This is a genomic window from Streptomyces sp. NBC_01352 (assembly GCF_036237295.1).
GTDB classification, from domain to species: domain Bacteria; phylum Actinomycetota; class Actinomycetes; order Streptomycetales; family Streptomycetaceae; genus Streptomyces; species Streptomyces plumbiresistens.
The window spans coordinates 9181774-9206913 of record NZ_CP108354.1 but is presented as its reverse complement, the minus strand read 5'-3'; the positions used below and the strand labels follow the sequence as shown (position 1 = coordinate 9206913).

Here is a 25140-nt window from a genome sequence, read left to right as displayed (position 1 = left end):
ATGCCCGGTTCCACGGACGGCTCGACCAGGACGATGGGGGTGCTCACCGTCGGCGGACTCGTCGCGGTGACCGCCTATACGGTGGCGCTCGGCAGTAACGGCTGGCTGTGGTTCGGCTGGGTCGTGCTGGGGCTGATCACCCTCGGGATGGTGGCCACCCGGAGCACATGACGCACCGCCACATGATCCTCAGCCGCCGGTGAGGCGGCTCGCCGAGTGCACCCCCGGCTGGTACTTCGGCAGCCGGGCGGTGATTTTCATGCCCGCGCCGACGGCCGTCTCGATGACCAGGCCGTAGTCGTCTCCGTAGACCTGGCGGAGCCGGTCGTCGACGTTGGACAGCCCGATACCGCCCGAGGGGCTGATCTCGCCCGCGAGGATCCGGCGCAGCAGGGCGGGGTCCATTCCCGCGCCGTCGTCCTCGATCACCACGAGGGCCTCGGCGCCGGCGTCCTGGGCGGTGATGCTGATATGGCTCTTGCCCACAGGCACCGCCTTGCCCTCCAGGCCGTGCTTGACGGCGTTCTCGACGAGCGGCTGGAGGCACAGGAAGGGCAGGGCGACCGGCAGGACCTCGGGGGCGATCTGCAGGGTGACGGAGAGGCGGTCACCGAAGCGTGCCCGCACCAGCGCCAGATAGTGGTCGATGGCGTGGAGCTCGTCGGCGAGGGTGGTGAAGTCGCCGTGTCTGCGGAACGAGTAGCGGGTGAAGTCGGCGAATTCCAGGAGCAGTTCGCGGGCGCGTTCGGGGTCGGTGCGCACGAACGAGGCGATCACCGCGAGCGAGTTGAAGATGAAGTGCGGGGATATCTGGGCGCGCAGGGCCTTGATCTCGGCCTCGATGAGGCGGGTGCGGGACTGGTCGAGGTCGGCTAGTTCGAGTTGGACGGAGACCCAGCGGGCGACCTCCCCGGCCGCGCGGACGAGGACGGCGGACTCGCGGGGCGCGCAGGCGACGAGCGCCCCGTGGACGCGGTCGTCGACGGTGAGGGGGGCGACGACGGCCCAGCGGACCGGGCAGTCGGGGGCGTCGCACGTGAGCCGGAAGGCCTCGCCGCGGCCGGACTCCAGCGGGCCGGCGAGGCGTTCCATGATCTGGGTGCGGTGGTGGTCGCCGACGCCGTCCCAGACCAGGACCTGCTCCTGGTCGGTGAGGCACAGCGCGTCCGTGCCGAGCAGGGTGCGCAGCCGGCGGGCCGACTTGCGCGCGGTCTCCTCGGTGAGGCCGGCCCGCAAGGGGGGCGCGGCGAGGGAGGCGGTGTGCAGGGTCTGGAAGGTGGCGTGTTCGACGGGGGTACCGAGTCCACCGAGGTTCTGGGGGCGTGCGGTGCGCCTGCCGAGCCAGAAGCCGGCGGCCAGGAGGGGCAGGATCGCCACGCACAGTCCGGCGATGAATCCGCTCATGCCTTCACCTCCTCGCGCAGTTCCTCGTGCAGTTCCTCCGGCAGATGGAAGCGCGCCAGGATCGCCGCCGTCCCCGCCGGTACCCGCCCCGCCGTCGCCAGCGACACCAGCACCATGGTGAGGAAGCCCAGCGGCACCGACCAGAGGGCCGGCCAGGCGAGCAGGGCGTGCAGCGGGCCGGTGCCGGGGAAGCCCGCCATGGTCGCGGCCACCGCCACGAAGGCGGAGCCGCCCCCCACCAGCATCCCGGCGGCGGCGCCCGGCGGGGTCAGCCGCCGCCACCAGATGCCGAGGACCAGCAGCGGGCAGAAGGACGAGGCCGACACCGCGAAGGCGAGCCCCACCGCGTCGGCGACCGGCAGCCCGCCGACCAGCATGCTCGCCGCGAGCGGTACGGCCATGGCGAGGACCGTGCCGAGTCTGAAGTGCCGTACGCCGCGCGTGGGCAGGACGTCCTGGGTGAGGACGCCGGCCACGGCCATGGTCAGCCCCGAGGCGGTGGACAGGAACGCGGCGAAGGCCCCGCCCGCCACCAGTGCGCCGAGCAGGTCACCGCCGAGGCCGCCGATCACCCGCCCGGGCAGCAGCAGGACGGCGGCGTCCGCGTCGCCGGAGAGGGTGAGTTCGGGGGCGTAGAGCCGGCCGAGGGCGCCGTACACGGGCGGCAGGAGGTAGAAGCCGCCGATCAGGGCGAGGACGGCCACGGTGGTCCGGCGGGCGGCGACTCCGTGCGGGCTGGTGTAGAAGCGGACGACGACGTGCGGCAGGCCCATGGTGCCGAGGAAGGTGGCGAGGATCAGTCCGTACGTGGCGTACAGCGGGCGTTCCTCGCGGCTCGCGGCCAGGGAGGTCGACATGCCGCCGTTGCTGCCGCGGTCGGCGGCCGGGACCCGGTCGCCCTTGGCGAAGGTGAGCCGGGTGCCCTGTTCGATGCGGTGGGTGCCGGCGGGGAGGCGGAGCCGCCGGTCGTCGTGCGGGCGGCCGTCGACCGTGCCGCTCACCGTGACGGTCAGGGGCGCCTCCAGCTTGAGGTCGAGGCTCGCGTCGACGCGGACGACCCGCTGTTCGCGGAAGGTGGCCGGTTCCTCGAAGGCGCGGCGGGGGGCTCCGTCGCCCTGCCAGGCGAGCACCAGGAACAGGGCGGGGACGAGCAGGGCGGTGAGCTTGAGCCAGTACTGGAAGGCCTGCACGAAGGTGATGCTGCGCATGCCGCCGGCGGCGACGGTGGCGACGACGACGGCCGCGACGATCACCCCGCCGAGCCACTCGGGCGCACCGGTCAGCACGGTCAACGTCAGTCCCGCGCCCTGGAGTTGGGGCAGCAGGTACAGCCAGCCCACCCCCACGACGAAGGCGCCCGCGAGCCGCCGTACCGCCTGCGAGGCGAGCCGGGCCTCGGCGAAGTCGGGGAGCGTGTAGGCACCGGAGCGGCGCAGCGGGGCGGCGACGAACAGGAGCAGGACCAGGTAGCCGGCGGTGTAGCCGACCGGGTACCAGAGCATGTCCGGGCCCTGGACCAGGACCAGGCCGGCGATGCCCAGGAAGGAGGCGGCGGAGAGGTACTCGCCGCTGATGGCGGCCGCGTTGAGGCGGGGGCCGACGGTGCGGGAGGCGACGTAGAAGTCGGAGGTGGTGCGGGATATCCGCAGGCCGAAGGCGCCTACGAGGACGGTTGCCACCACGACGAGGGCGACGGCGGGGACGGCGTAGTTCGAGTTCATCGGTCTTCGGCTCGCCGGTTCAGCGGTCTTCGACGAGGCGCACGAAGTCCCGTTCGTTGCGTTCGGCGCGCCGCACGTACCAGCGGGCGAGCAGGACCAGGGGGAGGTAGAGGCCGAAGCCGAGGACCGCCCATTCGAGGCGGCGGGCGTCGGGCAGCGCCGCGAAGAGCAGCGGCAGCGGGCCGATGAGCAGGCCGAGGAACGCGAACACGGCGAGGGCGGCGCGCAGTTGGGTGCGCATCAGGGAGCGGACGTAGGTGTGGCCGAGGGTGGTCTGTTCGTCGATCTCGGTGCGCGGGCGGTAGTAGCCGGAGGCCCTGCGGGTGCGCCGGGGCGGGCCGGTGACGACGACGCGGCGGTCCGCGGGGTCCTGGGGCACGTCATGGCCTCCTCATGAGCAGGTCCCGCAGCTCACGGGCGTGGCGGCGGCTGACCTGGAGTTCCTCGGACCCGACCATGACGCTCACGGTGCCAGCGTCCAGGCGGAGTTCGCCGACATGGCGCAGGGCGACCAGGTGGCGGCGGTGGATGCGGACGAAGCCGCGGGAGCGCCAGCGCTCCTCCAGGGTGGACAGCGGGATCCGTACGAGGTGGCTGCCCTTGTCGGTGTGCAGCCGGGCGTAGTCGCCCTGCGCCTCGACGTGCGTGATGTCGTCCACGGAGACGAAGCGGGTCACGCCGCCGAGTTCGACGGGTATGTGGTCGGGGTCGGGTTCGTGCACGGGTATACGGGGGGCGGACTCGCTGCGTTCGGCGGCGCGGCGGACGGCTTCGGCGAGGCGTTCCTTGCGGACGGGCTTGAGCACGTAGTCGACGGCCTTCAGGTCGAAGGCCTGCACGGCGAAGTCCTCGTGCGCGGTGACGAACACGACGAGCGGCGGCTTGGCGAAGCCGGTGAGCAGCCGGGCGAGATCCAGCCCGTCGAGGCCGGGCATGTTGATGTCGAGGAAGACGACGTCGATCGCCTCGGGCCCGTCGGGCCCCGACTCCAGGGCGCGGTTGATGCGGCGCAGCGCCTCGGTCGCGTCACCGGCGCCCTCGGCGCTGCCGATGCGGGGATCGGTCTTGAGGAGGTAGAGCAGTTCCTCCAGCGAGGGGCGTTCGTCGTCGACAGCCAGGGCGCGCAGCATGAACCCGGAGTGTAGGAGTTATTCGTACGCCTGCACACGTGGAGGGGCCAGGACCTTTGCGCTGGATACAGTGCCCGCATGAACAGCAGGCCCGCGCCCTTCGACGAGCTCGACCGGAAGATCGTCACCGCGTTGATGGCGAACGCCAGGACCAGTTTCGCCGAGATCGGCGCGAGCGTCGGGCTGTCCTCGACGGCGGTCAAGCGGCGCGTGGACCGGATGCGGGACACGGGTGTGATCACCGGGTTCACGGCGACGGTGAAGCCGTCGGCGCTGGGCTGGCGTACGGAGGCGTACGTCGAGGTGTACTGCGAGGGCGCGGCCCCGCCGCGGCGGCTCGCGGAGGTGATGCGCAACCATCCGGAGATCACGGCGGCGATGACGGTGACCGGCGGGGCGGACGCGCTGCTGCACGTGCGGGCGCGGGACGTCGAGCACTTCGAGGAGGTGCTGGAGCGGATCCGCATCGAGCCGTTCATCCGCAAGACGATCAGTGTGATGGTGCTGTCCCATCTCCTTCCGGAGAGCCCGGAGGCCGGGGCCAGCCAGCCCGCACCGGAGGAAGACACAACGCGCGCAACAGACGTGCGCTGACCCGGTCAAAGACGCAGCATTCCTGCGCCAACACGCAATTCCTGTTCCTTGTCGGCCGTCCCGGTCAGTTCCTACCTTGGTGTCACCCCTCAGTCTCGACACCGCAGGAAGCGGAGGAACCCCTCTGTGACCGATACCCGTGTGCCGCGCCGGCGGCGCTTCCTCGTCTGCGAACCCAGACACTTCGCCGTGCAGTACGCGATCAACCCCTGGATGCATCCCGACACCCGGGTCGACGTCGATCTGGCCCAGGAACAGTGGCAGGCACTGATCGACGCCTACCGCACCCACGGCCACGACGTCGCCACCGTGGACCCGGTCCCCGGGCTCCCGGACATGGTCTTCGCCGCGAACTCGGCGGTCGTCGTCGACGGCCGCGTCTTCGGCTCCCTCTTCCACGCCCCCGAGCGACGTCCCGAATCCACGCACTACGACACCTGGTTCAAGACGGCGGGCTACGACGTCCACCGCCCGGAGTCCGTCTGCGAGGGCGAGGGCGATCTGGTGTGGACCGGCCGGTACGTGCTGGCCGGCACCGGATTCCGTACGACCCGTGAGGCGCACCGCGAGGTGCAGGAGTTCTTCGGCCATCCGGTGATCAGCCTGACGCTGGTGGACCCGTACTTCTACCACCTCGACACGGCGTTGTTCGTCCTGGACGAGGACAACATCGTGTACTACCCGGAGGCGTTCTCGCCGGGCAGCCGCGAGGTGCTGGCCCGTCTGTACCCGGACGCCGTGCTCGCCACCCGGGACGACGCGATGGCCTTCGGCCTCAACTCCGTGTCCGACGGCCGGCACGTCTTCATCGCACCGCGGGCCGAGGCGCTCGCCTCCCGCCTGTGCGACCACGGCTATGTCCCCGTCGCCGTCGACCTCTCCGAGTTCCAGAAGGCCGGCGGCGGCATCAAGTGCTGCACCCAGGAGATCCGCTCATGACAGCTCCCACCCGTGTCCCTGTCCGCACGCGCACCTCCGCCGACCTGATCCGCGCCGAGGAGCCGGTCCTCGCGCACAACTACCACCCGCTGCCCGTGGTCGTCGCCCGTGCCGAGGGCACCTGGGTGGAGGACGTCGAGGGCCGCCGCTACCTCGACATGCTGGCCGGTTACTCGGCCCTCAACTTCGGCCACCGCCACCCGGCGCTGGTCGAGGCGGCCCACGCGCAGCTCGACCGTCTCACCCTGACCTCACGCGCCTTCCACAACGACCGGCTCGCCGAATTCGCCGAGCGGCTCGCGCAGTTGACGGGGCAGGACATGGTGCTGCCGATGAACACCGGTGCGGAGGCGGTCGAGAGCGGCATCAAGGTGGCGCGCAAGTGGGCGTACGACGTGAAGGGCGTCCCGGCCGACCGGGCGACGATCGTGGTCGCCGCGGACAACTTCCACGGCCGTACGACGACCATCGTGTCGTTCTCCACGGACGAGACGGCCCGGGCGGGCTTCGGCCCCTTCACACCGGGTTTCCGTGTCGTGCCGTACAACGACCTGGCCGCGCTGGAGGCGGCGGTCGACGAGACGACGGCGGCGGTGCTGATCGAGCCGATCCAGGGCGAGGCGGGGGTCGTCATCCCCGACGAGGGCTATCTGACCGGCGTCCGCGAACTCACCCACCGCGAGGGCTGCCTCTTCATCGCCGACGAGATCCAGTCGGGGCTCGGCCGCACGGGCCGGACGCTCGCCGTCGAGCACGAGGGGGTCGTCCCGGACGTACTCCTGCTCGGCAAGGCGCTCGGCGGCGGCATCGTGCCGGTGTCCGCGGTGGTCGGCCGCCGGGACGTCCTCGGAGTACTCCGGCCGGGCGAACACGGCTCGACGTTCGGCGGCAACCCGCTCGCCGCGGCCGTCGGCACGGCGGTCGTCGAACTGCTGGAAACGGGTGAATTCCAGCGCCGGGCGGCCGAGCTCGGCGCGGTGCTCCGCGACGGCCTGGCCGACCTGGTCGGCAAGGGCGTCGTCGGGTTCCGCTCCCGCGGTCTCTGGGCGGGCGTCGACATCGACCCCGCCCTCGGCACCGGCCGTGAGATCAGCCAGGGCCTCCTTGCCGAGGGCGTCCTGGCCAAGGACACCCACGGCTCGACCATCCGCCTCGCGCCGCCGCTGACGATCACGGAGGCGGAGCTCGTCTCGGCGCTCGGGGCACTGGCGAGGGTGCTCGGACGGGGCTGAGCCCGCAGCTCGACGGCCTCGGTTCTGATCCTGCCGCGCGGTGCGGTCCCGTCGTCGCGGGGCAAGATTGGGGCAAGAGGTGGTAGACCACTCTCAGCGACAGAGAGGTCGGCCGTGGGCACATTTGAGGAGCACGAGGTTGCCCGCCGTCGGTTCGACGTGGCGGACGCGGCGCCCCTGCTGCTCGACGCGGCGGGGGTGGTGACGAGCTGGAGCGCCGGCGCGCAGCGGCTGCTGGCGTACCCGGCCGCCGAGGCGGTGGGCAGGCCCTTGGCCGACCTGGTGACCGAGGAGGACGCCGGGCGGGTTCCCCGTCTGGTCGAGCAGTGGGGCCGGGACGGCGGCTGGGCCGGGCTGCTGTCGGTGCGCCGCGCGGACGGGCGGCCGGTCAGGGTGATGGTGCGGATCGCCGCCGCCGAGGAGGCGCGGGGGCCCTCGCGGTGGCTGGCGCTGCTGTCGGAGATGGCCGGGGCCCCCGGCTGGGACATGCAGCGCACCGTGCTGGAGCAGATGGTCGACCGGTCCCCCATCGGTATCGCCATCGTCGACACCGACCTGCGCTACGTCTGGTCGAACGCCGCCCTGGCACAGTTCGGCGGCGGACCGCCCGTGCGACGGCTCGGGCTGCGGCTCGCGGACATACAGCCGGGTCTGGACTCCGCCGCCATCGAGGCGCAGATGCGGCACGTGCTGGCGACCGGGGAGCCGGTCATCGGGTACGAGCACGTCGGCAGCGTGCGCTCCGCGCCGCACCGGGAGACCGCGCACGTGCTGTCGTTCACCCGGCTCGACGACGAGCGGGGTCACCCGATGGGCGTGTACTACACCGTCGTCGACATCACCGCGCACCACCGCGCCCGGCAGCGGCTGGCCCTCCTCGACCGGGCCGGCGAGTACATCGGCCGCAGCCTGGACATCGTCCGGACGGCGCAGGAGCTGGCCGACGTGGCCGTACCGGCGCTCGCCGACCTGGTCGTCGTGGACCTGCTGGAGTCGGTGCTGCGGGGAGCGGAACCGGCGTCCGGGCCGCTGGACGGGACGGATCCGGTACGGCTGCGGCGGGCGGGGCGGACCTCACACCAAGAGGGCGACGAGGGTGCCGCCCACACCGACGCCCACACCGACGCCCGCTCCACCGCCGACGCCCTCGGCATCGGCGCCCCCGCCGTCTACCCGCCCGGCTCACCGCAGATCCGCTGCCTCGCCACCGGCCGGTCCTGGCGCGAGGAGCGGCTCGACCCGCTCGCCCGGGAGTGGGGCGCCGGCACCCCCGGCAGCCAGGGCGCCACGTCCTGGGACCTCGCGCCGCACAGCGCGATGGTCGTGCCGGTCCGGGCCCGGGGGGTCACCCTCGGCGTGACCACGTTCTTCCGGCGGCACCGTCAGGAGCCCTTCGACGAGGACGACCTGAGTCTGGCGGAGGATCTGGTCTCGCGGGCGGCGGTGTGTGTGGACAACGCCCGGCGCTACACCCGCGAGCGGGACGCGGCGCTGGCGCTGCAGCGCAATCTGCTCCCGCACCGGCTGCCCGACCAGGACGCCGTGGAAGTGGCCGCCTGTTACCGCCCGGCGAACGAGCTGACGGGCCTGGGCGGCGACTGGTACGACCTGATCCCGCTCTCCGGCGCACGGGTGGCCCTCGTCGTGGGCGAGGTGCCCGGGCACGGCATCGACGCCGCGGCGGCCATGGGGCGGCTGCGGACCGCCGTACGCACGCTCGCGGCGCTGGATCTGCCGCCGCACGAGGTCCTGGCCCACCTCGACGACCTGGTCGGGCGCACGGCGCAGGAGGAGAGCGCGGCACCGGAGGGCGGGGCGGAGGACGACGACGACAGCACCCAGGCCGTGGGGTCGGGGTGTCTGTACGTCGTCCACGACCCGGTCGACGGACGGTGTTCGATGGCCGCCGCCGGGCATCCCGCACCCGCGGTCGTCCGGCCCGACGGGACCATCACCTTCGTCGAGCTGCCCCAGGGGCCGCCACTGGGCGCGGGCGGACCGCCGTTCGAGTCGGTCGAGATGATCCTGCCGGAGGGCAGCACGCTCGCGCTGTACACCGACGGTCTGCTGGCCTGCGGCGAGGAGTGGTCCGAGGACGCGAACCGGGAGCGGCTGCGGAAGGCCCTGGCGCGGTCGGCTCCCTCGCTCGACCTGCGCTGCCGTGCCGTCGTGGACACCCTGGCCCCGGCCCGTCCCCGCGACGACGTGGCCCTGCTGATGGCGCGTACCAGGCGCCTCGACGCCGACCGGGTCGCGTCCTGGGAACTGCCCGCCGACCCGGCCGTGGTCGCCGACGCCCGCAAGACGGCCGGCCGCCGGCTGTCGGACTGGGGCCTGGACGAGCTGGCCTTCATCACGGAGCTCGTGGTGAGCGAGCTGGTCACCAACGCCATCCGGCACGCCTCCGGCCCCATCCGGCTCCGGCTGATCAAGGACCGGACGCTGATCTGCGAGGTGTTCGACAGCGGCGCCACCGCGCCCCACCTGCGCCATCCCCGCACCACGGACGAGGGCGGGCGCGGACTGCTGCTGGTCTCCCAGTTCACCCAGCGCTGGGGCACCCGTTTCCTGCCGGAGGGCAAGGTCATCTGGGCCGAGCAGTCGCTGACGGATGCGCCGCTGTGACGTAGGACCGCACATGGCGTAGGACCGCACATATCGTGGGAAACTGGGGTGATCCCGGTGGTGAGAGCGGGAGCCATGAACGATTCGGCGATCGACTACGCGGCGGTGTTCCAGGCCCTGCCCGGAATGGTGGCCCTGCTCACGCCCGGTCTGGTCATCGCGGACGTCAACGAGGAGTTCCTGCGCGCGGCCGGCCGCAAGCGCGAACAGGTGGTGGGCAGGCTCCTGTTCGACGTCTTCCCGGAGAACCCCAACGACCCCGCCGCGACGGGCATGCGCAACCTGAAGGCCTCGCTCCAGCGCGTAATGGCCACGGGCGAGCGTGACGCGATGGCCCTGCAGCGGTACGACGTCGAGGACCCCGAGCGACCCGGGCACTGGCAGGAGCGGTACTGGAGCCCCTGCAACGCCCCGGTGCTCGACCCGGGCGGGGAGGTGGTGCTGCTGGTGCACCGGGTCGAGGAGGTCACCGAGCTGATCCGGGCCCGCGGCGGGCGGAGCACCGGCCGGGCGCAGGGGCTGGAGGCGGAGCTGTACAGCCGCGCCCGCGAGCTGCAGGAGCTCAACGAACGGCTGCGCCGGGCCCACGCCCGCGAGCGCGAGGTGGCCCTGGCCCTGCAGGAGGCGATGCTGCCCGCGAGTCGGCAGGTGGGCAACCACCGGGCGGCCGTCCGCTACCGGCCCGCGGTCGGCGCGCTGAACGTGTGCGGCGACTGGTACGACCTGGTCGACCTGGTGGGCGGCCACCGCCTCGGTGTGTCCGTGGGCGACGTGGTCGGCCACGGGCTGGCCGCGGCCGGTGTCATGGGCCAGCTGCGCAGCGCGCTCAGCGCCACCTCGCGGGTCGCGGACGGCCCGGCCCAGGCGCTGGACGTCCTCGGCCGGTACGCCCATGTGGTCGACGGCGCCGAATCGGCCACCGCGGTCACCACGTTCATCGACTTCGACCGGCACACGATCACCTACAGCAGCGCCGGCCACCCGCCGCCCGTCCTGGTCCACCCCGACGGCCGGGTGGAGTTCCTCGACCGGGCCACCGATCCCCCGCTGGACGCCCGCCCCGACCCGATCCGGAGACCCGAGGCCGGCACCGCCTTCGCCGGCGGCGCCACCCTCGCCCTGTACACCGACGGCCTGGTCGAGCGGCGCCGCGAGGACATAGACACCGGTCTGGCCCGCCTGGCCGACTCCCTGCGCCGCCACCGGGCCGCCGACCCCGAGACCCTCGCCGACGCCGTCCTGCTGGAGCTGCTGCCACCCGGCGGCGCCACGGACGACACGGCCCTGATCATCGTGCGACTGTGAGGAGGGCGGTGGGTGTGGCCGCGGGTGCGCCCGTGCGGTTCCGGCGGCCGCGGCCTGCGCCTACACTGGCACCCCCACGACGTGCCGGTTGACCTGCTTTAACGCGGCGGTTGAGCCGACCGCCGGAGTGAGGAGCGACCCCCCTTGTTCTACTACCTGCTCAAATACGTGTTCTTGGGGCCGTTGCTGAGACTGGTCTTCCGCCCTCGAATAGAAGGCCTGGAGCACGTTCCGGCATCGGGCGCGGCCATCGTCGCGGGCAATCACCTCTCTTTCTCGGACCACTTCCTGATGCCCGCGGTCCTGAAGCGGCGCATCACCTTCCTCGCGAAGGCCGAGTACTTCACGGGACCCGGCATCAGGGGCCGGCTGGTCGCGACCTTCTTCCGCAGCGCCGGACAGATCCCCGTGGACCGCTCCGGCAAGGAGGCGGGCCAGGCCGCGATCCGCGAAGGGCTCGGCGTCCTGAGCAAGGACGAGCTGCTCGGCATCTACCCGGAGGGCACCCGCTCCCACGACGGCCGGCTCTACAAGGGCAAGGTCGGCGTCGCGGTGATGGCGCTCAGAGCCCAAGTGCCCGTCATCCCCTGCGCGATGATCGGCACCTTCGAGGCCCAGCCGCCCGGCAAGCTCGTCCCCAACATCCACCCCGTGGTGATCCGCTTCGGCAAGCCCCTCGACTTCTCCCGGTACGCCGGCATGGAGAACGAGAAGGCGATCCTGCGCGCCATCACCGACGAGATCATGTACGCGATCCTGACGCTGTCCGAGCAGGAGTACGTCGACCAGTACGCGGCGGTCGCCAAGGCCGAGGAGGCCGCGGCGCGCTCGGAGAAGGAGAAGGAGCGCAGGTTCCCGCGGCTGCCGCTGAGTTGACCTCTGCTGTCGGCAGAGCACCTGGCGGGCGCGGCGGTCCCGGTCGTACGGTCGCCGCATGAGACGTGCTGTGGTGGTCGGAGCGACGGGACAGATCGGACGGGCCGCCGTGGGCGTGCTGGCCCGGGACGGCTGGGAGGTGACGGCCGTCTCGCGCGCGGGCGCACGGGACGAGGGCTGGCCCGACGACGTGCGGGCGCTGCGCGCGGACCGGGAGGACGACGCGGCCCTGGCCGCGGCGGTCGGCGACGGCTGTGACGTCCTGGTCGACATGGTGGCCTACGGGCCGGAGCACGCCCGGCAGTTGACCTCGCTGGGCGATCGCGTGGGCTCGGCCGTGGTGGTCTCCAGCGTGTCGGTGTACGAGGACGGCAAGGGCCGGGGCTTCGACACCCAGCAGGAGCCGGGCGGCTTCCCCGAGTACCCGGTGCCGATCACGGAGGACCAGCGGACCGTCCGGCCGGCAGACACCTCGTACAGCACCCGCAAGGCGGGGCTGGAGCGCGAACTCCTCGCGGCGGGCGGTCGGCTGCCGACCACGCTGCTGCGTGCCGGTGCGATCCACGGGCCGCACTGCCGGACCCCGCGCGAGCTGTACTTCGTCAAGCGCAACCTGGACCGCCGGCCCCGGCGCGTCCTGGCCCACGGAGGCACGAGCCGGTTCCATCCGGCGAGCGTCCACAACATCGCCGAGCTGATCCGGCTGGCCGCCGCACGGCCGGGCACACGGGTCCTCAACGCCGTGGACCCGGACGCTCCGACGGTCGCGGAGATCGCGCGGGCGATCGACGCCGTCATGGGTGTCGAGAGCGAGAGCGTCCTCGTGGAGGGGCCGCCCCCGGCGCCCACGGTCGGTGACACGCCGTGGTCGGTGCCGCTGCCCGTGGTGTGCGACATGTCCGCGGCGGAACGGGAGTTGGGCTACCGCCCGGTCGTGCGGTACGCCGAGACGCTGCCGGACACGGTCGCGTGGATCGAGGGGCGGCTCGCGGGGCGGGACTGGCGGGAGGCGTACCCGAAGATGTTCGCGTCGTACGGCGACCTCTTCGACTACGCGGCGGAGGACGCGTTTCTCGACACGGTCGACGCATGAGGGGGCGGGGCGGCCGTCGGCAACGGCCGCCCCGCTGCTGTCACTGCGTACTGGTTACGGCTTCGGCGTCGCGTGCGGTCCGCACGTCACGTCTGCGGCGTCCAGCTTGCCGGAGAGCAGGTAGGCGTCCACCCGCTCGTTGATGCACGGGTTGACCAGGCTGGTCACGCCGTGGGAGCCCGCGTCCTTCTCGGTGATCAGGCGGGAGTCCTTGAAGCGCTTGTGCAGTTCGACGGCGCCGCCGTACGGGGTGGCGGCGTCACGCTCCGCCTGCACGATCAGCACGCCCGGCAGCCCCTTGCCGCTCTTCACGTCCACCGGGGTCTGCTGCTTGACCGGCCAGGTCGCACACGGCAGGTTCATCCAGGCGTTGGACCAGGTCAGGAACGGGTAGTCCCGGTGCAGCCGTGTGTTGTCCCGGTCCCACTTCTTCCAGCTGGTGGGCCACTTGGCGTCGGTGCACTCGACGGCCGTGTAGACGGCGTTGCCGTTCTCCGAGGCGATGTTGCCCGCGGTGTCGGTCAGGTCGGGGGCGGCCGCGTCGACGAGCGCCTGGGTGTCGCCGGCGAAGTACTTGCTGAAGACGGTGGCGACCGGAATCCACGAGGAGTCGTAGTACGGGGCGCCCGTGAAGAAGCCGAGCAGCTCGGCCGGTCCCACGACCCCGCCGATGGGGCTCTTCTTGGCCGCCGCCCGCAACTCCAGCCACTTCGCCTGGACTTCGGCGCGGGTGTCGCCGAGGTGGAAGACGGCGTCGTTGGCGGCGACCCAGTCCTGCCAGTCCTTCCAGCGGCCCTCGAAGGCGACGTCCTGGTCGAGGTTGGCCTCGTACCAGATCTTCTCCCGCGAGGGGTTGACGACGCTGTCGACGACCATGCGCCGGACATGGCCCGGGAACAGGGTGCCGTAGACCGCGCCGAGGTAGGTGCCGTAGGAGACGCCGAGGAAGTTGAGCTTCTTCTCGCCGAGGGCGGCACGGATGACGTCCAGGTCGCGCGCGGTGTTCGGCGTGGTCATGTGCGGCAGCATCTCGCCGCTGCGCTCGTAGCAGCCCTCGGCGTACTCGCGGGCCAGCTTGCGCTGGGCCAGCTTGTCGGCCTCGGAGTCCGGCACCGGGTCCATCTTGGGCGCCTTGACGAACTCCTGCGGGTCGGCGCAGGAGATGGGCGCCGACTTGCCGACGCCGCGCGGGTCGAAGCCCACGAAGTCGTACGCCTTGGCGGTGTTGGCCCAGACGGGCGCCTTGGTGGTGACACGGCGCGGGAAGCGCAGGCCGGAGCCGCCCGGCCCGCCCGGGTTGTAGACGAGGGCGCCCAAGCGCTCCTCCTTCGTGCCCGTGTTGCCGATCCGGTCGACGGCGAGCTTGATCTGCTTGCCGTACGGCTTGGCGTAGTCGAGCGGCACGGTGACATAGCCGCACTGGATCGGCTTCTCCAGGCCCCAGTCGGCCGGACAGTCCTGCCAGTCGATCCCGGTCTTCTCGGCCTTGGCGGCGGCGATCGCGGCGCCGCGGGCCTCGCGGTCCTGGCCGTGTCGGGTGTCCGCGCTCGCGGTGGGCGCCGCGACGGCTCCGGCTATCAGGGTCGCCGTGACGAGCACTCCGGCGGAACCGAACGCGGCCGTCCGCCTCGTCGCTCTCTTGTCCCTCAAGTGGGGCCTCCCCGTACGTCGTTGATGAGTACGGGGATCCTCTCGGCTGTGCGTCTCCTGAGAACAGGGGTGGTCGGCCTTCTTTGCCAATCCGATAACCGGACTGGGACGTTCGCTCGGCGGTCCGGCCCCTCGTCCCCCTCGTCCTCAACCGAGTCCTCAACCGAGGATCGTCAGCGCCTCGTCCAGGATCCGCCGAAGCTTCAGCGCGTCCGGCGCCACGGCGGTCACCAGCGCGGCCGGCCCCGCGAGCGGCATGATCGCGGCCCCCTCCCCCAGCACCCGGGCCGTCACCGGCTGGTCCGCGAACTCCGGCCGTACGACGACGACTTGGCCCACGGCCCGATGCCCCGCGAGCACGGCGGGCCCGTCCCAGCCGCCCGGCGCCCCGGGACCGCAGGACAGCTCCTGGTCGAGCACGGTACGCCCCGCGATCCGTACGACCAGCCTGCTGCCGAGCCGGCCCGGTTCCTCGCCGGCCCGCCCGAGCACCTGCTCCTCGCGCAGGACGAGCCGGGCCGTGGCACCGAGGTCGGCACGGGTCGTGACGTGCAGGTCGCTGCCGTGCGCGGAGATCAACTGCTCGGGCAGCCAGCGCAGTTCGCCGCCGTCGGCGACGGTGAGCCGGACGTCGTAGCGGGACTCGCCCTTGGCCTGACCCGGCAGTGCGATGGTGGCGGCGGCCGACCCGACGCGCAGCCGAGCACCGGCTTCCACCCCGGCCACCACGGTGAAGTGGTCGCCGCCGAGCGGCCCGCTCATCGCGCCGACGATCATGACGTGCGCCTGGCTGCCGATCCCCCGGGTCCGGCGCAGCGCCAGCGGTCCCTCACCCTCCAGGACGGGCAGGGACGTACCCCCGCGACCGTCGTCCCGCGCGAGCATCCGCGCGGTGGCCCGCACCCCGGTCACGGCCGCGGTCACGCCGTCCACGCGGCGAGCTGCGCCCGCACCCAGGCGGCGACGTCCCGCACGCCGGGCTCGGTCCTGAGTGACTGGAAGACGACCGGCAGTTCGGCCCGCTGCGCCTTGGCGTCGGCCGCCATCCGCGCCAGGTCGGAGCCGACGTACGGGGCGAGGTCGGTCTTGTTGACGACGAGCAGGTCGGCGGTGGTGACGCCCGGGCCGCCCTTGCGCGGAATGTCGTCCCCTCCGGCCACGTCGATCACGAAGATCTGCGCGTCGACGAGCCCCTTGGAGAAGGTGGCGGTCAGATTGTCGCCGCCGGACTCGACGAGGATGAGATCCAGCGGACCGACCTCGTCCTCCAGATCCTCCACCGCTTCGAGATTGGCGGAGATGTCGTCCCGGATCGCGGTGTGCGGACAGGCGCCGGTCTCCACGGCGGTGATCCGCTCGGGCGGCAGCACGGCCTCCCGCAGCAGGAACTCGGCGTCCTCGCGCGTGTAGATGTCATTGGTGACGACAGCGAGGGACAACTCGTCACGCAAGGCCCGGCACAGCGCGGCGACGGTGGCGGTCTTCCCGGACCCGACAGGCCCACCGAGCCCGATCCTCAGGGCCCGGTGCGAGCCGTCGGGACGATGAGCGTCGGCACTGACAGCGGCGGGGCCGTCGAGGGAGTGGTCGAGGTGCATGGGGCGGCTCCAGAATTTCAGGTCGAGCGGTGCCTTTTCAGCTCAGTCCGGCACTATTCAGCCCGTCCGGCGTTTGAGGACGAGGCCCGTTCAGGGCCGATGGGGGTCCAGGGGGCGAAGCCCCCTGGCGGGGTCGAAGGGGCGGAGCCCCTGGGGGATGGGACGGGTAGGGGCGGCGGGGGCGAACAACCTCCTACGACGCGAAGAGCCGTACGGGCCAGGCAGCATGCACCTCGGCGGAGATCTCCAGCAGCGGAGCGGAAGCCGCGGGCAAGGCATCGACACCCTCGTCGACCACCTTCCGCGCCGCCTCCACCGCCTGATCCGCGACGCGATCCAGCTCCGGCGCCAGCCGAGCCAGCGCCCCGGTCGCATCGAAGGGATCCAGGCTCAACAACCGCACCGTGGCCGAGGCCGGCCCACTGACACTCTCGTACGCCGCACAGTAGGCGGCGTCAAGCGCCCCCAGCCCCGCCGCCCGAGCCGCCAGACCCAGTACCACCGGCTGATGCGCCCCCTTGGGAAACTCCCGCGCCAGCGCGTCGAGTTCCTCGGACGGCCAGGTCGCCCGCGCGGCCCGCATCAGCTGGCGGCCCAGCTTCCGCGCGGCCACCCGCAGTGCGGGCGACGGCGTCCGCGCATCGGCCGCCGCGTCCAACTCCGCGGGATCGACACCGAGTACGGCCGCCGCGGCCAGCGCCGCGGAGACCCGCCCGGCCGTGTGCAGCCGCCCCCGGCAGAAGGACTCGAGGCTCGCGCCCCCGGTGACGCGCCCGGCCTTGACGGCCGCCTCGGCGCCGCCGGAGTGCGCGTGCCCTCCGGCGGGGAAGCGGCCGTCGGCCAGAACGAGAAGTGCTGCTCGTGACATCGGATCCGCGCCGTCAGAAGAGGAAGTAGCGCTGGGCCATGGGCAGTTCGGCGGCCGGAGTCGCCTCGACGAGTTCCCCGTCGATGTGCACGGCGAAGCTGTCGGGATCGACCTGGACGCGGGGCCGCGCGTCGTTCTCCCGCATGTCGGCCTTGGTGACGCCACGCGTCGACTCGATGGCGACGAAGCGCTTCCCCAACTGCAGCCGCTCCGGCAGCCCGTCCTCGATGGCGAGCGGCGCCACGAAGTTGAAGGAGTTCGAAGCGGGCGCCCGCCCGATCGCACCGAACATCGGGCGCGGCAGGATCGGCTGCGGCGTCGGAATGGACGCGTTCGCGTCGCCCATCTGCGCGTACGCGATCTGGCCGCCCTTGACGACGAGGTGTGGCTTGACCCCGAAGAACGCGGGCTCCCACAGCACGAGGTCGGCGAGCTTGCCGGTCTCGACCGAGCCGATCTGGTGGGCGAGGCCCTGCGCGACGGCCGGGTTGATCGTGTACTTGGCGACATAGCGACGCACCCGATGGTTGTCCGCGCGTCCGTCGCCCGGCAACGCGCCCCGCCGCCGCTTCATCACATGGGCCGTCTGCCAGGTCCGCATGATGACCTCGCCGACCCGGCCCATGGCCTGCGCGTCGGAGGAGATGATCGAGATGGCGCCCAGGTCGTGAAGTATGTCCTCCGCGCCGATGGTGGAGGGCCGGATCCGGGACTCGGCGAAGGCGAGGTCCTCCGGGACGGCCGGGTTGAGGTGGTGGCAGACCATCAGCATGTCGAGGTGTTCCTCGGCGGTGTTGACGGTGTAAGGCCGCGTCGGGTTCGTCGAACTCGGCAGCACGTGCGGCTCGGAGACCACGGTCATGATGTCCGGCGCGTGCCCGCCGCCCGCACCCTCGGTGTGGTAGGCGTGGATGCCGCGTCCGGCGATCGCGGCGAGGGTGTCGCCGACGAACCCCGCCTCGTTCAGCGTGTCCGTGTGGATGGCGACCTGGATGCCGGTGCGGTCGGCGACGGTCAGCGAGGCGTCGATGACGGCCGGGGTCGAACCCCAGTCCTCGTGCAGCTTGAGGCCGAGGGCGCCACCGCGGATCTGGGACAGCATCGCCTCGTGGGAGACGGTGTTGCCCTTGCCGAGGAAGCCGATGTTCAGCGGATACTGCTCCATCGCCTCCATCATGCGCGCGAGGTGCCAGGGCCCCGGCGTCACCGTCGTGGCCTTCGAGCCCTCGGCCGGTCCGGTGCCGCCGCCGACCAGCGTCGTGATGCCGGCCGACAGCGCCTCGTCGGCGATCTGCGGGCAGATGAAGTGGACGTGCGCGTCGACGGCGCCGGCCGTCAGGATGCGCCCGTTGCCGGCGATGATCTCGGTCTCGGGGCCGATGACCAGGTCGGGGTGGACGCCGTCCATGGTGTCGGGGTTGCCGGCCTTCCCGATGCCGGTGATCCGGCCGTCGCGGATGCCGACGTCGGCCTTGACGATCCCCCAGTGGTCGATGATCACAGCGCCGGTGATGACCGTGTCCGGGGTGCCGTCTGCGCGCGTAGCACGTGACTGGCCCATGGACTCGCGGATGACCTTGCCGCCGCCGAAGACGGCCTCGTCACCGGCGAGGCCGGGACCGCCGGAACGATCCTCCTCGATCTCGACGAGCAGGTCGGTGTCGGCGAGCCGGATGCGGTCGCCGGTGGTGGGGCCGAACAGGTCGGCGTACGCGGCACGCGAGATCTCAGGCATCGAGGGCACCTCCGGTCTCCCCGCGCAGCCCGGGCACCACACGGGCGCCGGCGAGCGGGACGAGTTCGACGTCGACGGGGATCCCGGGTTCGAAGCGCACGGCGGTGCCGGCGGCGATGTTGAGCCGCTTGCCGCGTGCGGCGGCGCGGTCGAATTCCAGACCGGGGTTGGCCTCGGCGAAGTGGTAGTGGGAGCCGACCTGGACGGGCCGGTCGGCGGCGTTGAGGACGGTCAGCGCGGTGACCTCGCGCCCCTCGTTGTAGACGATCGGGCTTGAAGCGAACAGGAACTCTCCGGGAATCATGGCGGCTCCTGCCCGTCAGACGATCGGGTCGTGGACGGTGACGAGCTTGGTGCCGTCCGGGAAGGTCGCCTCGACCTGGACGTCGTGGATCATCTCGGGGATGCCCTCCATGACGTCGTCCCTGGTGAGCAGCTTGCGTCCGGAGGCCATGAGCTCGGCGACCGTACGGCCGTCACGCGCGCCCTCGAGGATGTGCGACGTGATGAGCGCGACCGCCTCGGGGTGGTTGAGCTTCAGCCCGCGGGCCCGGCGCTTCTCGGCCACGTCGGCCGCCACATGGATCAGCAGCCTCTCTTGCTCGTGCGGGGTCAGTTGCACGTCCCACCTCACAGTCCTCGCTCCGGACCGTGCGGGGTCCGGCTGCCGCAGCCCCCGGGCAACGTCCCTGGTGGCGTGGATCGGCAGGCTAGTTGGACCGGGTTTCAAGCAAGTTAACCGAGCTGTGATCCGTTCAGCCCACTTCCTTGATCCGTTCTGGCCTCTTTGTGGGGTGCCGACATGCTCATCAACGCGCGTAGTCCGTTCTGGAGAACCTCGACCGGGGCCGGCCCCAGCAGCGGCTGCTGGGCGACGAACCCCTGAACAGTCGCGATCATGGTGCGCACGACATGCTCTGCGGGCAGGTCCGCGCGCATCATCCCGGCGTCCTGGTACGCCTCGACGACCCGCATCCAGCCCTCACCGACAGCGGAATAGCCGTCCCGCAGGGTGGCGGCCAGCTCCGGGCTGCGCAGCGTCTCCGCCCACACCTGGACGATCAGCCGCGGGAAGGCCGGTTCCCCGTCGACGGTCAGCGACGCCCTGGTGGCAAGCGTCCGGCCCAGTACAGCGCCGACGAGGACGTCGGGCGGGGGCGGCGGACTCTGCTTCGCCGCCCCCTCGAAGGCGTCCCGGACCGACCCGAGTACCTCACCGACGATCGCGGCGATCAGCTCCTCCTTGCCACTGAAGTAGCGGTACACCGCTCCGGCCGAGAGGTCGACCTCCTTCAGCACGTCCTGCATGGACGTGGCGTGGAAGCCGTTGCGGGCGAAGCAGAGCGCGGCGCCGTCGAGGATCTGGCGGCGGCGGGCGTCGAGGTGCTCCTGGGATACACGGGCCATGTCCCCAACCTAAAACGAACGTTCCTTCTTGACAAGGAGCAGTCTCGGCGGGACGGTTGGAGCAGCCTAAAACGAACGATCCTTCTTTTTACCGCAGACTTTTGGCGCAGCCCTCTCTTCGGCCTCCGCCGCCGACGAGACAAGCGCCCCGACCCGAGGAGCACAGCCCCATGTCCACGCCCCCCGCCGCCCAGGCCGAGCCCCGGCCCCTGCCGCACGGCCGCCGCATGGTCGCCGTGGCGGTCCTGGTCCCGCTGCTCGCGGCCCTCGCCCTATGGGCCTTCGCCTGGCCCGCGGCCCGCACCGCGCCTCGGGACCTGCCGCTCGGCGTCGCCGGGCCCGCTGCCGCGACGGCCCAGGTAGAGCAACAACTCGCGCAGCACGAAGGCGCGTTCGAGATCCACCGCTACGCCGACGAGGCCGCCGCCCGGGACGCCGTCGAGGACCGGACCGTATACGGCGCGGTCGTGGTCACCCCCCAGGGCACCGAGCTGCTGACCGCCTCCGCGGCGAGCCCGTTCGTCGCCCAGTTGCTCCAGCAGACGATGGCCGAGCAGGCCGCCGCCTCGGGTGCGCAGGTCAGGACGGTCGACGTGGTGGCCGCCCCCGAGGCGGACCCGCGGGGCACGGCACTGAACGCGAGCGTGCTGCCGCTCGCCCTGGCCGGCATCGCGGCGGGCGCGGCGGTGACCCTGCTCGGACTGCGTGGCTGGCGTGCCGTCGGCGCACTCGTCGGCGCCGCGGCCCTGGTCGGCGTGGTGGCCGCCGCCCTCGCACACAGCTGGCTGGGCGTCCTCGCGGGCGACTGGTGGGCGGAGGCGGGATCGTTCGCCCTGTCCACGCTGGCCGTCGGGGCGGCGGTGGCCGGGCTGGCCGCCCTTCTGGGGCAGGCCGGTGTCGGGGTGGCCGCGGGCGTCGTGATGCTGTTCGGCAACCCGTTCTCCGGGGCGGCCACCGCGCCGCAGATGCTGCCGGAGCCGTTCGGGACGATCGGCCAGTGGCTGCCGCCGGGCGCGGGGACGAGCCTGCTGCGCTCGGTGTCCTTCTTCGACGGCGCGGCGGCGACCGGGCCCGCCCTGACGCTCACCTGGTGGGCCGCGCTGGGTCTGGGCGCCGTACTGCTGGGAAACGCGCTCACGGCGCGTACGAAGCGCGCCGAGCCCGCGCCCGATCGGGAGCCCGTGGCCGTCGGCTGACCGGCCGGCCGCACCGGTCCGACCGTGCACCCCCGCTGTGGCGGACGGGGGTGCACGGTCTTGTCGTCTCTAGGACGGGCCGTGCCCCCGGTGGTGCGCCGCGATGCCGAAGCGCTGCTGTTCGCGGGGAGCGGACGCGACCTCGCGGACGCTGGAGACCGCGCTGACCACCTGCTCCTCCGCGGGCTCCTGGAGCTCCTCCAGCCGTTCGAGGTCGGCGGCGGAAACCAGGGCGACGAGGGGTTTGCCGTGCCGTGTCACGACCACCCGCTCACCGCCGTACACCACCCGATTGATCAGGTCGGCGAGTTCAGCTCTGGCTTGCGTCACCGGAATCTCGTAGGCCATACCCCCATCATAACGTCACGTACGTCCTGTACATTTTTTACAGACGCCGAAGGAGGGGTACCCATGACCCGACCAGCCGCCCGCTACGTGCTGCCCGAGTTCACCGAGCGCACGAGCTACGGGCACAAGTCGATGGATCCGTACTCGAAGCTCCTGGAAGAGCGGATCGTCTTCCTCGGGACGCAGATCGACGACACCTCGGCGAACGACGTGATGGCCCAGTTCATGTACCTGGAGTACCAGGACCCGGACCGGGACATCTCGCTGTACATCAACTCGCCCGGGGGCTCGTTCAGCGCGATGTCCGCGATCTACGACACGATGCAGTACGTCCGTTGCGACGTGGAGACGACGTGTCTGGGGCAGGCCGGTTCGTCCGCCGCGGTGCTGCTGGCGGCGGGCACGCCGGGCAAGCGGAACCTGCTGCCGGGTGCGCGCGTGGTGATCCACCAGCCCGCCGTGTACGAACCCGTGCAGGGGCAGGCCAGCGATCTGGCCATCCAGGCCGACGAGTTGCTCCGCGTGCGCTCCCGCCTGGAGGAACTGCTCGTCAAGCACACCCACCGCAGCCCGGAACAGGTGAACGCCGACATCGAGCGCGAGAAGATCCTGGACGCGCCGGGAGCGCTGGAGTACGGCCTCGCGGACCGGATCATCCCCAGCCGCAGGACGACGATCGCCCCGCCCAGCGGGAGGTGAGCGGCCGGTGCTCCCACCCGAACTGCCGCCCCTGCCGGCCCTGACCCGCGCCGAGGGCGAACTGATCGACCGTTACCTCGACGTGGTCGATCTGCTCGGCCGGATCAACCCCGCCCGCCACGGCGACACGTACCGCGGGCTGCGGGCCGCGCAGGCACTGGTCACCAAGGCGGCCGAGCTGCGGGACGCGTTGGCGCTGATGCACCGTCGGGGCGAGACGGAGGTGCACGCCGACACGCTGGCGCGTGCGCTGCGTGTGCTGGACGGGGAGCGCCGCGCGGCTCGCGTCACACTGCCGCCGCTCTCCGACAGTTGACGCACCCACAGCCGGTCCGGGCCTTCCGTCCTCCTGACGGAGTGTCCGGACCGGCGCCGAAACGGACCAAATGGCGTACCGCCTTTTGGAGTAGTCGCACGTCCTTTTACGGGCCCGTCACGGTTGCGCAACACGCATGACCTCAGGGCGGAATGAGTCGTTCCGGTGCTGGTCCGGGCGTCCGCGGATCCCTGGACACCCCTTCGAACACTGGGGTGTCCACCCGAACGGGTGAGTGGTGAGTAACAACACAAACCATCGGTTCCGTTGGGATTTTCGGACATCCGTGAGCCAAGATCCCTGTCTGACGACAAGACCCCGCCGCAGCGGCGGGGCGATCCGGGCGGACGCCGAGTCCTGCCGCTGCCCGGATGACAGGTCGACAGAAGTGGATCGGCAGGAGTGGAGGACCCAGGCACGACGGGTCGCCGGAACGGTCACGCCATGACCGCGCCGAGCTGCCCTTGGGGTGAAGCCGCAGCAGCGGCCGGGCAACTTCGCCAGCCCGAATCCGACAGGTCATCCTTCACAGGCGGCTGACGAAGGGTTGCGCATGACTGCGCTCAATCGTGTCCCGTCGCTCATGGTCCGAGCCGGTACGGCCTCGGCCCTCACCATCGCCGCGATGGGCGGCTCCGTCGTGGTCCCGGGTGTCGCGTCCGACGCCGCGGCCGCCACGCCGGCGACGAAGGCACTTCAGATCGCCGCGTCCAAGAAGGGTTCCCCGTACAAGTACGGTGCCACCGGACCACGTCGCTTCGACTGCTCCGGGCTCACGCTGTACTCGTTCAAGAAGGCGGGCAAGAAGCTCCCCCGCACGGCGGCCCAGCAGTACAACAAGACACGCCACATCTCCTCCGGGAGCCGCAAGGCCGGAGACCTGGTGTTCTTCCACTCGGGGTCGAACGTGTACCACGTCGGCATCTACGCCGGGAAGGGGAAGATCTGGCACGCCCCGAAGACCGGGGACGTCGTGCGACTGCAGAAGATCTGGACGAAGAGCGTCTGGTACGGCCGGGTCAAGTGACCCACCCTCGGGGGGCGGCGGCGACCTGACCCGCCGTCGCCCCCTCCGGGGCTCTCAGTGGCTCCTCAGGGGCGCCAAGGGCCCTCCAGGGCTCTCAGGGCGCGTGACACGGGCTGAGATGGTTACTCGTCCGTCCATGGCCGACCACAGTCCCTGCACCGCACGCAACGAGACCCCGCTGGAGCGCGCCGACCGCAACTTCGGCGAACTGCTCCAGGAACTGCGCGTCACGCAGACCGGGGTGCAGATCCTCTTCGCCTTCCTGCTGACGCTGGCCTTCACGCCGCGCTTCCCGTCGCTCGACACGGTCCAGCGCACCACGTACGTCGTCACGCTCCTGCTGGCGGTCCTGGCGGCGGCCCTGTTCACCGCGCCCGCCGCCCTGCACCGCTCGCTCTTCCAGAAGGGCGCCAAGCCCCGCATAGTCCAGGTCTCCTCGCGGCTCGCCACCCTCGGCATGGGGGTGCTGGTGCTCGCGTTCACCGGGTCGGTGCTGCTCGTGGTGGACGTGACGACCGGCCGGGCCGGCGGGCTGGTCGCGGGCGGGGCGACCCTGTTCGTGTGTCTGTGCCTGTGGTGGCTGCTGCCGCGGCTGGTGAGCCGGGCGGTACGGGCGGACACGCCCCGGACGGCTGTCAGGCCGCTCGCACCGGTGCGAGGAGGAGTACCGCACCGAGAACTGTCGGCGCGCCGCCGATGACCCCCTGGCGCCGACAGCGCCCGCGTCCCGGGTCCGGCCCGCCGGTGTGAGGGTTACGGCTCCTGCTGGCCGGCCGCCGGTACCGGTTCGGCCGGTACGGTCCACGGCACTTCGATCGAGACGGTCTTGCCGCCCTCGCGGGTGGGCCGGACTCTCAGCTTGCCGCCGCACTCGGCGGTCAGCCAGCGGATGATCACCATGCCGCGGCCGTTGTCCTGCTGGACGGCGGCCGGCAGCCGTTTCGGGAAGCGCGGGTGGCTGTCGGTGACACCGATGCGCAGGTGTTCGTCACGCTCGAGCACGATGTCCACCGTGAAGGTGGGTGACTGACCGAAGGTGTGCTGTACGGCGTTGGTGGCGAGTTCGGAGACGATGAGGCGGATGGTGTCGGCCACCTCCGTCTCCGCGGGCAGACCCCACTCGGCCAGGGTGGTGAGCACGTAGGAGCGGGCCGCGGAGACCGAAGCGGGATCGCTCGGCAGAGTGACGGATGATTCCAGGTGGTCTGCCATGACGACGTCGTCCCTTTCCCGCGGGACCGCAGTCCGACGCGAAGGCGGAGGTTCGAGTACGGTCCCGGACTGGTGCTTCGTCGCCAGAGTGCCATCACCGAGGCGGTCAGGGGTGGCGATCCACCAAGATATGCATATATCTGTCGCTCGAAGCGGTGAACTCTG

The 25140-nt window shown here is 71.7% G+C and carries 27 protein-coding genes and 1 riboswitch; of the genes, 13 read left to right on the top strand and 14 right to left on the bottom strand.

Features of this window, described 5'->3' with window-relative positions; genetic code table 11:
- Complete coding sequence (locus tag OG252_RS42305; protein WP_030041537.1) at positions 1-171, top strand: membrane protein; 171 nt, start codon at positions 1-3, stop codon at positions 169-171.
- A gap of 18 nt (positions 172-189) precedes the next feature.
- On the opposite strand, the gene OG252_RS42300 is transcribed toward OG252_RS42305, so the two are convergent.
- The 4 genes from OG252_RS42300 to OG252_RS42285 are packed head-to-tail and all read right to left on the bottom strand — an operon-like array spanning position 190 to position 4255.
- Complete coding sequence (locus OG252_RS42300) at positions 190-1404, bottom strand: sensor histidine kinase (protein ID WP_329342831.1); 1215 nt, start codon at positions 1402-1404, stop codon at positions 190-192.
- Positions 1401-3125, bottom strand: a complete 1725-nt coding sequence (locus OG252_RS42295) for a sodium/solute symporter (RefSeq protein ID WP_329342829.1) — start codon at positions 3123-3125, stop codon at positions 1401-1403. The genes OG252_RS42300 and OG252_RS42295 overlap by 4 nt, the downstream gene beginning before the upstream one ends.
- A 19-nt stretch (positions 3126-3144) precedes the next feature.
- On the bottom strand, positions 3145-3504 hold the full coding sequence (locus OG252_RS42290; RefSeq protein ID WP_266443761.1) for a hypothetical protein: 360 nt from the start codon (positions 3502-3504) through the stop codon (positions 3145-3147).
- 1 nt (position 3505) lies between these two features.
- Positions 3506-4255, bottom strand: a complete 750-nt coding sequence (locus OG252_RS42285; protein WP_266443758.1) for a LytR/AlgR family response regulator transcription factor — start codon at positions 4253-4255, stop codon at positions 3506-3508.
- 78 nt (positions 4256-4333) lie between these two features.
- Here OG252_RS42285 and OG252_RS42280 point away from each other — a divergent pair, with 78 nt between their 5' ends.
- The 7 genes from OG252_RS42280 to OG252_RS42250 all read left to right on the top strand — a co-directional run bounded on the left by OG252_RS42280 (position 4334) and on the right by OG252_RS42250 (position 12919).
- Positions 4334-4849: an Lrp/AsnC family transcriptional regulator gene (locus tag OG252_RS42280; protein WP_266443756.1), complete on the top strand. Its 516-nt coding sequence runs from the start codon at positions 4334-4336 to the stop codon at positions 4847-4849.
- A gap of 126 nt (positions 4850-4975) precedes the next feature.
- Positions 4976-5788, top strand: a complete 813-nt coding sequence (gene ddaH / locus OG252_RS42275) for a dimethylargininase (protein WP_266443753.1) — start codon at positions 4976-4978, stop codon at positions 5786-5788.
- The gene (gene rocD / locus OG252_RS42270; protein WP_329342825.1) at positions 5785-7020 is read left to right on the top strand and encodes an ornithine--oxo-acid transaminase; all 1236 of its coding nucleotides are present in this window, start codon (positions 5785-5787) and stop codon (positions 7018-7020) included. Before ddaH ends, rocD begins: the two co-directional genes overlap by 4 nt.
- A gap of 114 nt (positions 7021-7134) precedes the next feature.
- The gene (locus tag OG252_RS42265; RefSeq protein WP_329342823.1) at positions 7135-9645 is read left to right on the top strand and encodes a SpoIIE family protein phosphatase; all 2511 of its coding nucleotides are present in this window, start codon (positions 7135-7137) and stop codon (positions 9643-9645) included.
- 75 nt (positions 9646-9720) lie between these two features.
- On the top strand, positions 9721-10950 hold the full coding sequence (locus OG252_RS42260; RefSeq protein ID WP_329342821.1) for a PP2C family protein-serine/threonine phosphatase: 1230 nt from the start codon (positions 9721-9723) through the stop codon (positions 10948-10950).
- Positions 10951-11094: 144 nt separating this feature from the next.
- Positions 11095-11826: a lysophospholipid acyltransferase family protein gene (locus OG252_RS42255; protein ID WP_266443741.1), complete on the top strand. Its 732-nt coding sequence runs from the start codon at positions 11095-11097 to the stop codon at positions 11824-11826.
- Between the two features lie 70 nt (positions 11827-11896).
- Complete coding sequence (locus OG252_RS42250) at positions 11897-12919, top strand: NAD-dependent epimerase/dehydratase family protein (protein ID WP_329345340.1); 1023 nt, start codon at positions 11897-11899, stop codon at positions 12917-12919.
- A 54-nt stretch (positions 12920-12973) separates the two neighbouring features.
- On the opposite strand, the gene OG252_RS42245 is transcribed toward OG252_RS42250, so the two are convergent.
- From OG252_RS42245 to OG252_RS42210, 8 genes are all read right to left on the bottom strand, one after another.
- On the bottom strand, positions 12974-14569 hold the full coding sequence (locus OG252_RS42245) for an alpha/beta hydrolase (RefSeq protein ID WP_329342819.1): 1596 nt from the start codon (positions 14567-14569) through the stop codon (positions 12974-12976).
- A gap of 159 nt (positions 14570-14728) precedes the next feature.
- Positions 14729-15502 (bottom strand): urease accessory protein UreD, encoded by a 774-nt coding sequence (locus OG252_RS42240; RefSeq protein WP_329342817.1) that lies wholly within the window; start codon positions 15500-15502, stop codon positions 14729-14731.
- Entirely contained in the window at positions 15490-16167 is a 678-nt protein-coding gene (ureG, locus tag OG252_RS42235) for an urease accessory protein UreG (protein WP_266443733.1), read from the bottom strand. The genes OG252_RS42240 and ureG overlap by 13 nt, the downstream gene beginning before the upstream one ends.
- A gap of 193 nt (positions 16168-16360) precedes the next feature.
- Complete coding sequence (locus OG252_RS42230; protein WP_266443730.1) at positions 16361-17035, bottom strand: urease accessory protein UreF; 675 nt, start codon at positions 17033-17035, stop codon at positions 16361-16363.
- Between the two features lie 13 nt (positions 17036-17048).
- Positions 17049-18770 carry an urease subunit alpha gene (locus tag OG252_RS42225; RefSeq protein ID WP_329342813.1) on the bottom strand — a complete coding sequence of 574 codons (1722 nt, stop codon included), beginning with the start codon at positions 18768-18770 and terminating at the stop codon, positions 17049-17051.
- Positions 18763-19074: an urease subunit beta gene (locus OG252_RS42220; protein WP_266443725.1), complete on the bottom strand. Its 312-nt coding sequence runs from the start codon at positions 19072-19074 to the stop codon at positions 18763-18765. The genes OG252_RS42225 and OG252_RS42220 overlap by 8 nt, the downstream gene beginning before the upstream one ends.
- Before the next feature lie 15 nt (positions 19075-19089).
- Entirely contained in the window at positions 19090-19392 is a 303-nt protein-coding gene (locus OG252_RS42215) for an urease subunit gamma (protein WP_010355509.1), read from the bottom strand.
- Positions 19393-19505: 113 nt separating this feature from the next.
- On the bottom strand, positions 19506-20177 hold the full coding sequence (locus OG252_RS42210; RefSeq protein ID WP_329342810.1) for a TetR/AcrR family transcriptional regulator: 672 nt from the start codon (positions 20175-20177) through the stop codon (positions 19506-19508).
- Positions 20178-20347: 170 nt separating this feature from the next.
- Here OG252_RS42210 and OG252_RS42205 point away from each other — a divergent pair, with 170 nt between their 5' ends.
- Positions 20348-21373, top strand: a complete 1026-nt coding sequence (locus tag OG252_RS42205) for an ABC transporter permease (RefSeq protein ID WP_329342808.1) — start codon at positions 20348-20350, stop codon at positions 21371-21373.
- A 69-nt stretch (positions 21374-21442) separates the two neighbouring features.
- On the opposite strand, the gene OG252_RS42200 is transcribed toward OG252_RS42205, so the two are convergent.
- Positions 21443-21721 carry a type II toxin-antitoxin system Phd/YefM family antitoxin gene (locus OG252_RS42200; RefSeq protein ID WP_266443702.1) on the bottom strand — a complete coding sequence of 93 codons (279 nt, stop codon included), beginning with the start codon at positions 21719-21721 and terminating at the stop codon, positions 21443-21445.
- Positions 21722-21784: 63 nt separating this feature from the next.
- On the opposite strand from OG252_RS42200, the gene OG252_RS42195 reads away from it, so the two are divergent.
- The 4 genes from OG252_RS42195 to OG252_RS42180 all read left to right on the top strand — a co-directional run bounded on the left by OG252_RS42195 (position 21785) and on the right by OG252_RS42180 (position 24463).
- On the top strand, positions 21785-22420 hold the full coding sequence (locus OG252_RS42195) for an ATP-dependent Clp protease proteolytic subunit (RefSeq protein WP_329342806.1): 636 nt from the start codon (positions 21785-21787) through the stop codon (positions 22418-22420).
- 7 nt (positions 22421-22427) lie between these two features.
- Positions 22428-22736, top strand: a complete 309-nt coding sequence (locus OG252_RS42190) for a hypothetical protein (RefSeq protein WP_266443697.1) — start codon at positions 22428-22430, stop codon at positions 22734-22736.
- A 370-nt stretch (positions 22737-23106) separates the two neighbouring features.
- Positions 23107-23286, top strand: a riboswitch (cyclic di-AMP (ydaO/yuaA leader).
- A 3-nt stretch (positions 23287-23289) separates the two neighbouring features.
- Positions 23290-23763 (top strand): C40 family peptidase, encoded by a 474-nt coding sequence (locus OG252_RS42185; RefSeq protein WP_266443695.1) that lies wholly within the window; start codon positions 23290-23292, stop codon positions 23761-23763.
- Between the two features lie 136 nt (positions 23764-23899).
- Complete coding sequence (locus tag OG252_RS42180) at positions 23900-24463, top strand: DUF6328 family protein (protein ID WP_266443692.1); 564 nt, start codon at positions 23900-23902, stop codon at positions 24461-24463.
- A gap of 53 nt (positions 24464-24516) precedes the next feature.
- Here OG252_RS42180 and OG252_RS42175 read toward each other — a convergent pair whose 3' ends face one another.
- On the bottom strand, positions 24517-24975 hold the full coding sequence (locus OG252_RS42175; RefSeq protein WP_266443689.1) for an ATP-binding protein: 459 nt from the start codon (positions 24973-24975) through the stop codon (positions 24517-24519).
- Positions 24976-25140 lie beyond the last annotated feature (165 nt).

Excerpts from the sequence above, each read along its gene's own strand:
- OG252_RS42305 (WP_030041537.1), top strand. The coding sequence starts at position 1 with ATGCCCGGTTCCACGGACGGCTCGACCAGGACGATGGGGGTGCTCACC.
- OG252_RS42300 (WP_329342831.1), bottom strand. The coding sequence starts at position 1,404 with ATGAGCGGATTCATCGCCGGACTGTGCGTGGCGATCCTGCCCCTCCTG.
- OG252_RS42295 (WP_329342829.1), bottom strand. The coding sequence starts at position 3,125 with ATGAACTCGAACTACGCCGTCCCCGCCGTCGCCCTCGTCGTGGTGGCA.
- OG252_RS42285 (WP_266443758.1), bottom strand. The coding sequence starts at position 4,255 with ATGCTGCGCGCCCTGGCTGTCGACGACGAACGCCCCTCGCTGGAGGAA.
- OG252_RS42280 (WP_266443756.1), top strand. The coding sequence starts at position 4,334 with ATGAACAGCAGGCCCGCGCCCTTCGACGAGCTCGACCGGAAGATCGTC.
- rocD (WP_329342825.1), top strand. The coding sequence starts at position 5,785 with ATGACAGCTCCCACCCGTGTCCCTGTCCGCACGCGCACCTCCGCCGAC.
- OG252_RS42260 (WP_329342821.1), top strand. The coding sequence starts at position 9,721 with ATGAACGATTCGGCGATCGACTACGCGGCGGTGTTCCAGGCCCTGCCC.
- ureG (WP_266443733.1), bottom strand. The coding sequence starts at position 16,167 with ATGCACCTCGACCACTCCCTCGACGGCCCCGCCGCTGTCAGTGCCGAC.
- OG252_RS42230 (WP_266443730.1), bottom strand. The coding sequence starts at position 17,035 with ATGTCACGAGCAGCACTTCTCGTTCTGGCCGACGGCCGCTTCCCCGCC.
- OG252_RS42225 (WP_329342813.1), bottom strand. The coding sequence starts at position 18,770 with ATGCCTGAGATCTCGCGTGCCGCGTACGCCGACCTGTTCGGCCCCACC.
- OG252_RS42220 (WP_266443725.1), bottom strand. The coding sequence starts at position 19,074 with ATGATTCCCGGAGAGTTCCTGTTCGCTTCAAGCCCGATCGTCTACAAC.
- OG252_RS42210 (WP_329342810.1), bottom strand. The coding sequence starts at position 20,177 with ATGGCCCGTGTATCCCAGGAGCACCTCGACGCCCGCCGCCGCCAGATC.
- OG252_RS42205 (WP_329342808.1), top strand. The coding sequence starts at position 20,348 with ATGTCCACGCCCCCCGCCGCCCAGGCCGAGCCCCGGCCCCTGCCGCAC.
- OG252_RS42200 (WP_266443702.1), bottom strand. The coding sequence starts at position 21,721 with ATGGCCTACGAGATTCCGGTGACGCAAGCCAGAGCTGAACTCGCCGAC.
- OG252_RS42195 (WP_329342806.1), top strand. The coding sequence starts at position 21,785 with ATGACCCGACCAGCCGCCCGCTACGTGCTGCCCGAGTTCACCGAGCGC.
- OG252_RS42185 (WP_266443695.1), top strand. The coding sequence starts at position 23,290 with ATGACTGCGCTCAATCGTGTCCCGTCGCTCATGGTCCGAGCCGGTACG.
- OG252_RS42180 (WP_266443692.1), top strand. The coding sequence starts at position 23,900 with ATGGCCGACCACAGTCCCTGCACCGCACGCAACGAGACCCCGCTGGAG.
- OG252_RS42175 (WP_266443689.1), bottom strand. The coding sequence starts at position 24,975 with ATGGCAGACCACCTGGAATCATCCGTCACTCTGCCGAGCGATCCCGCT.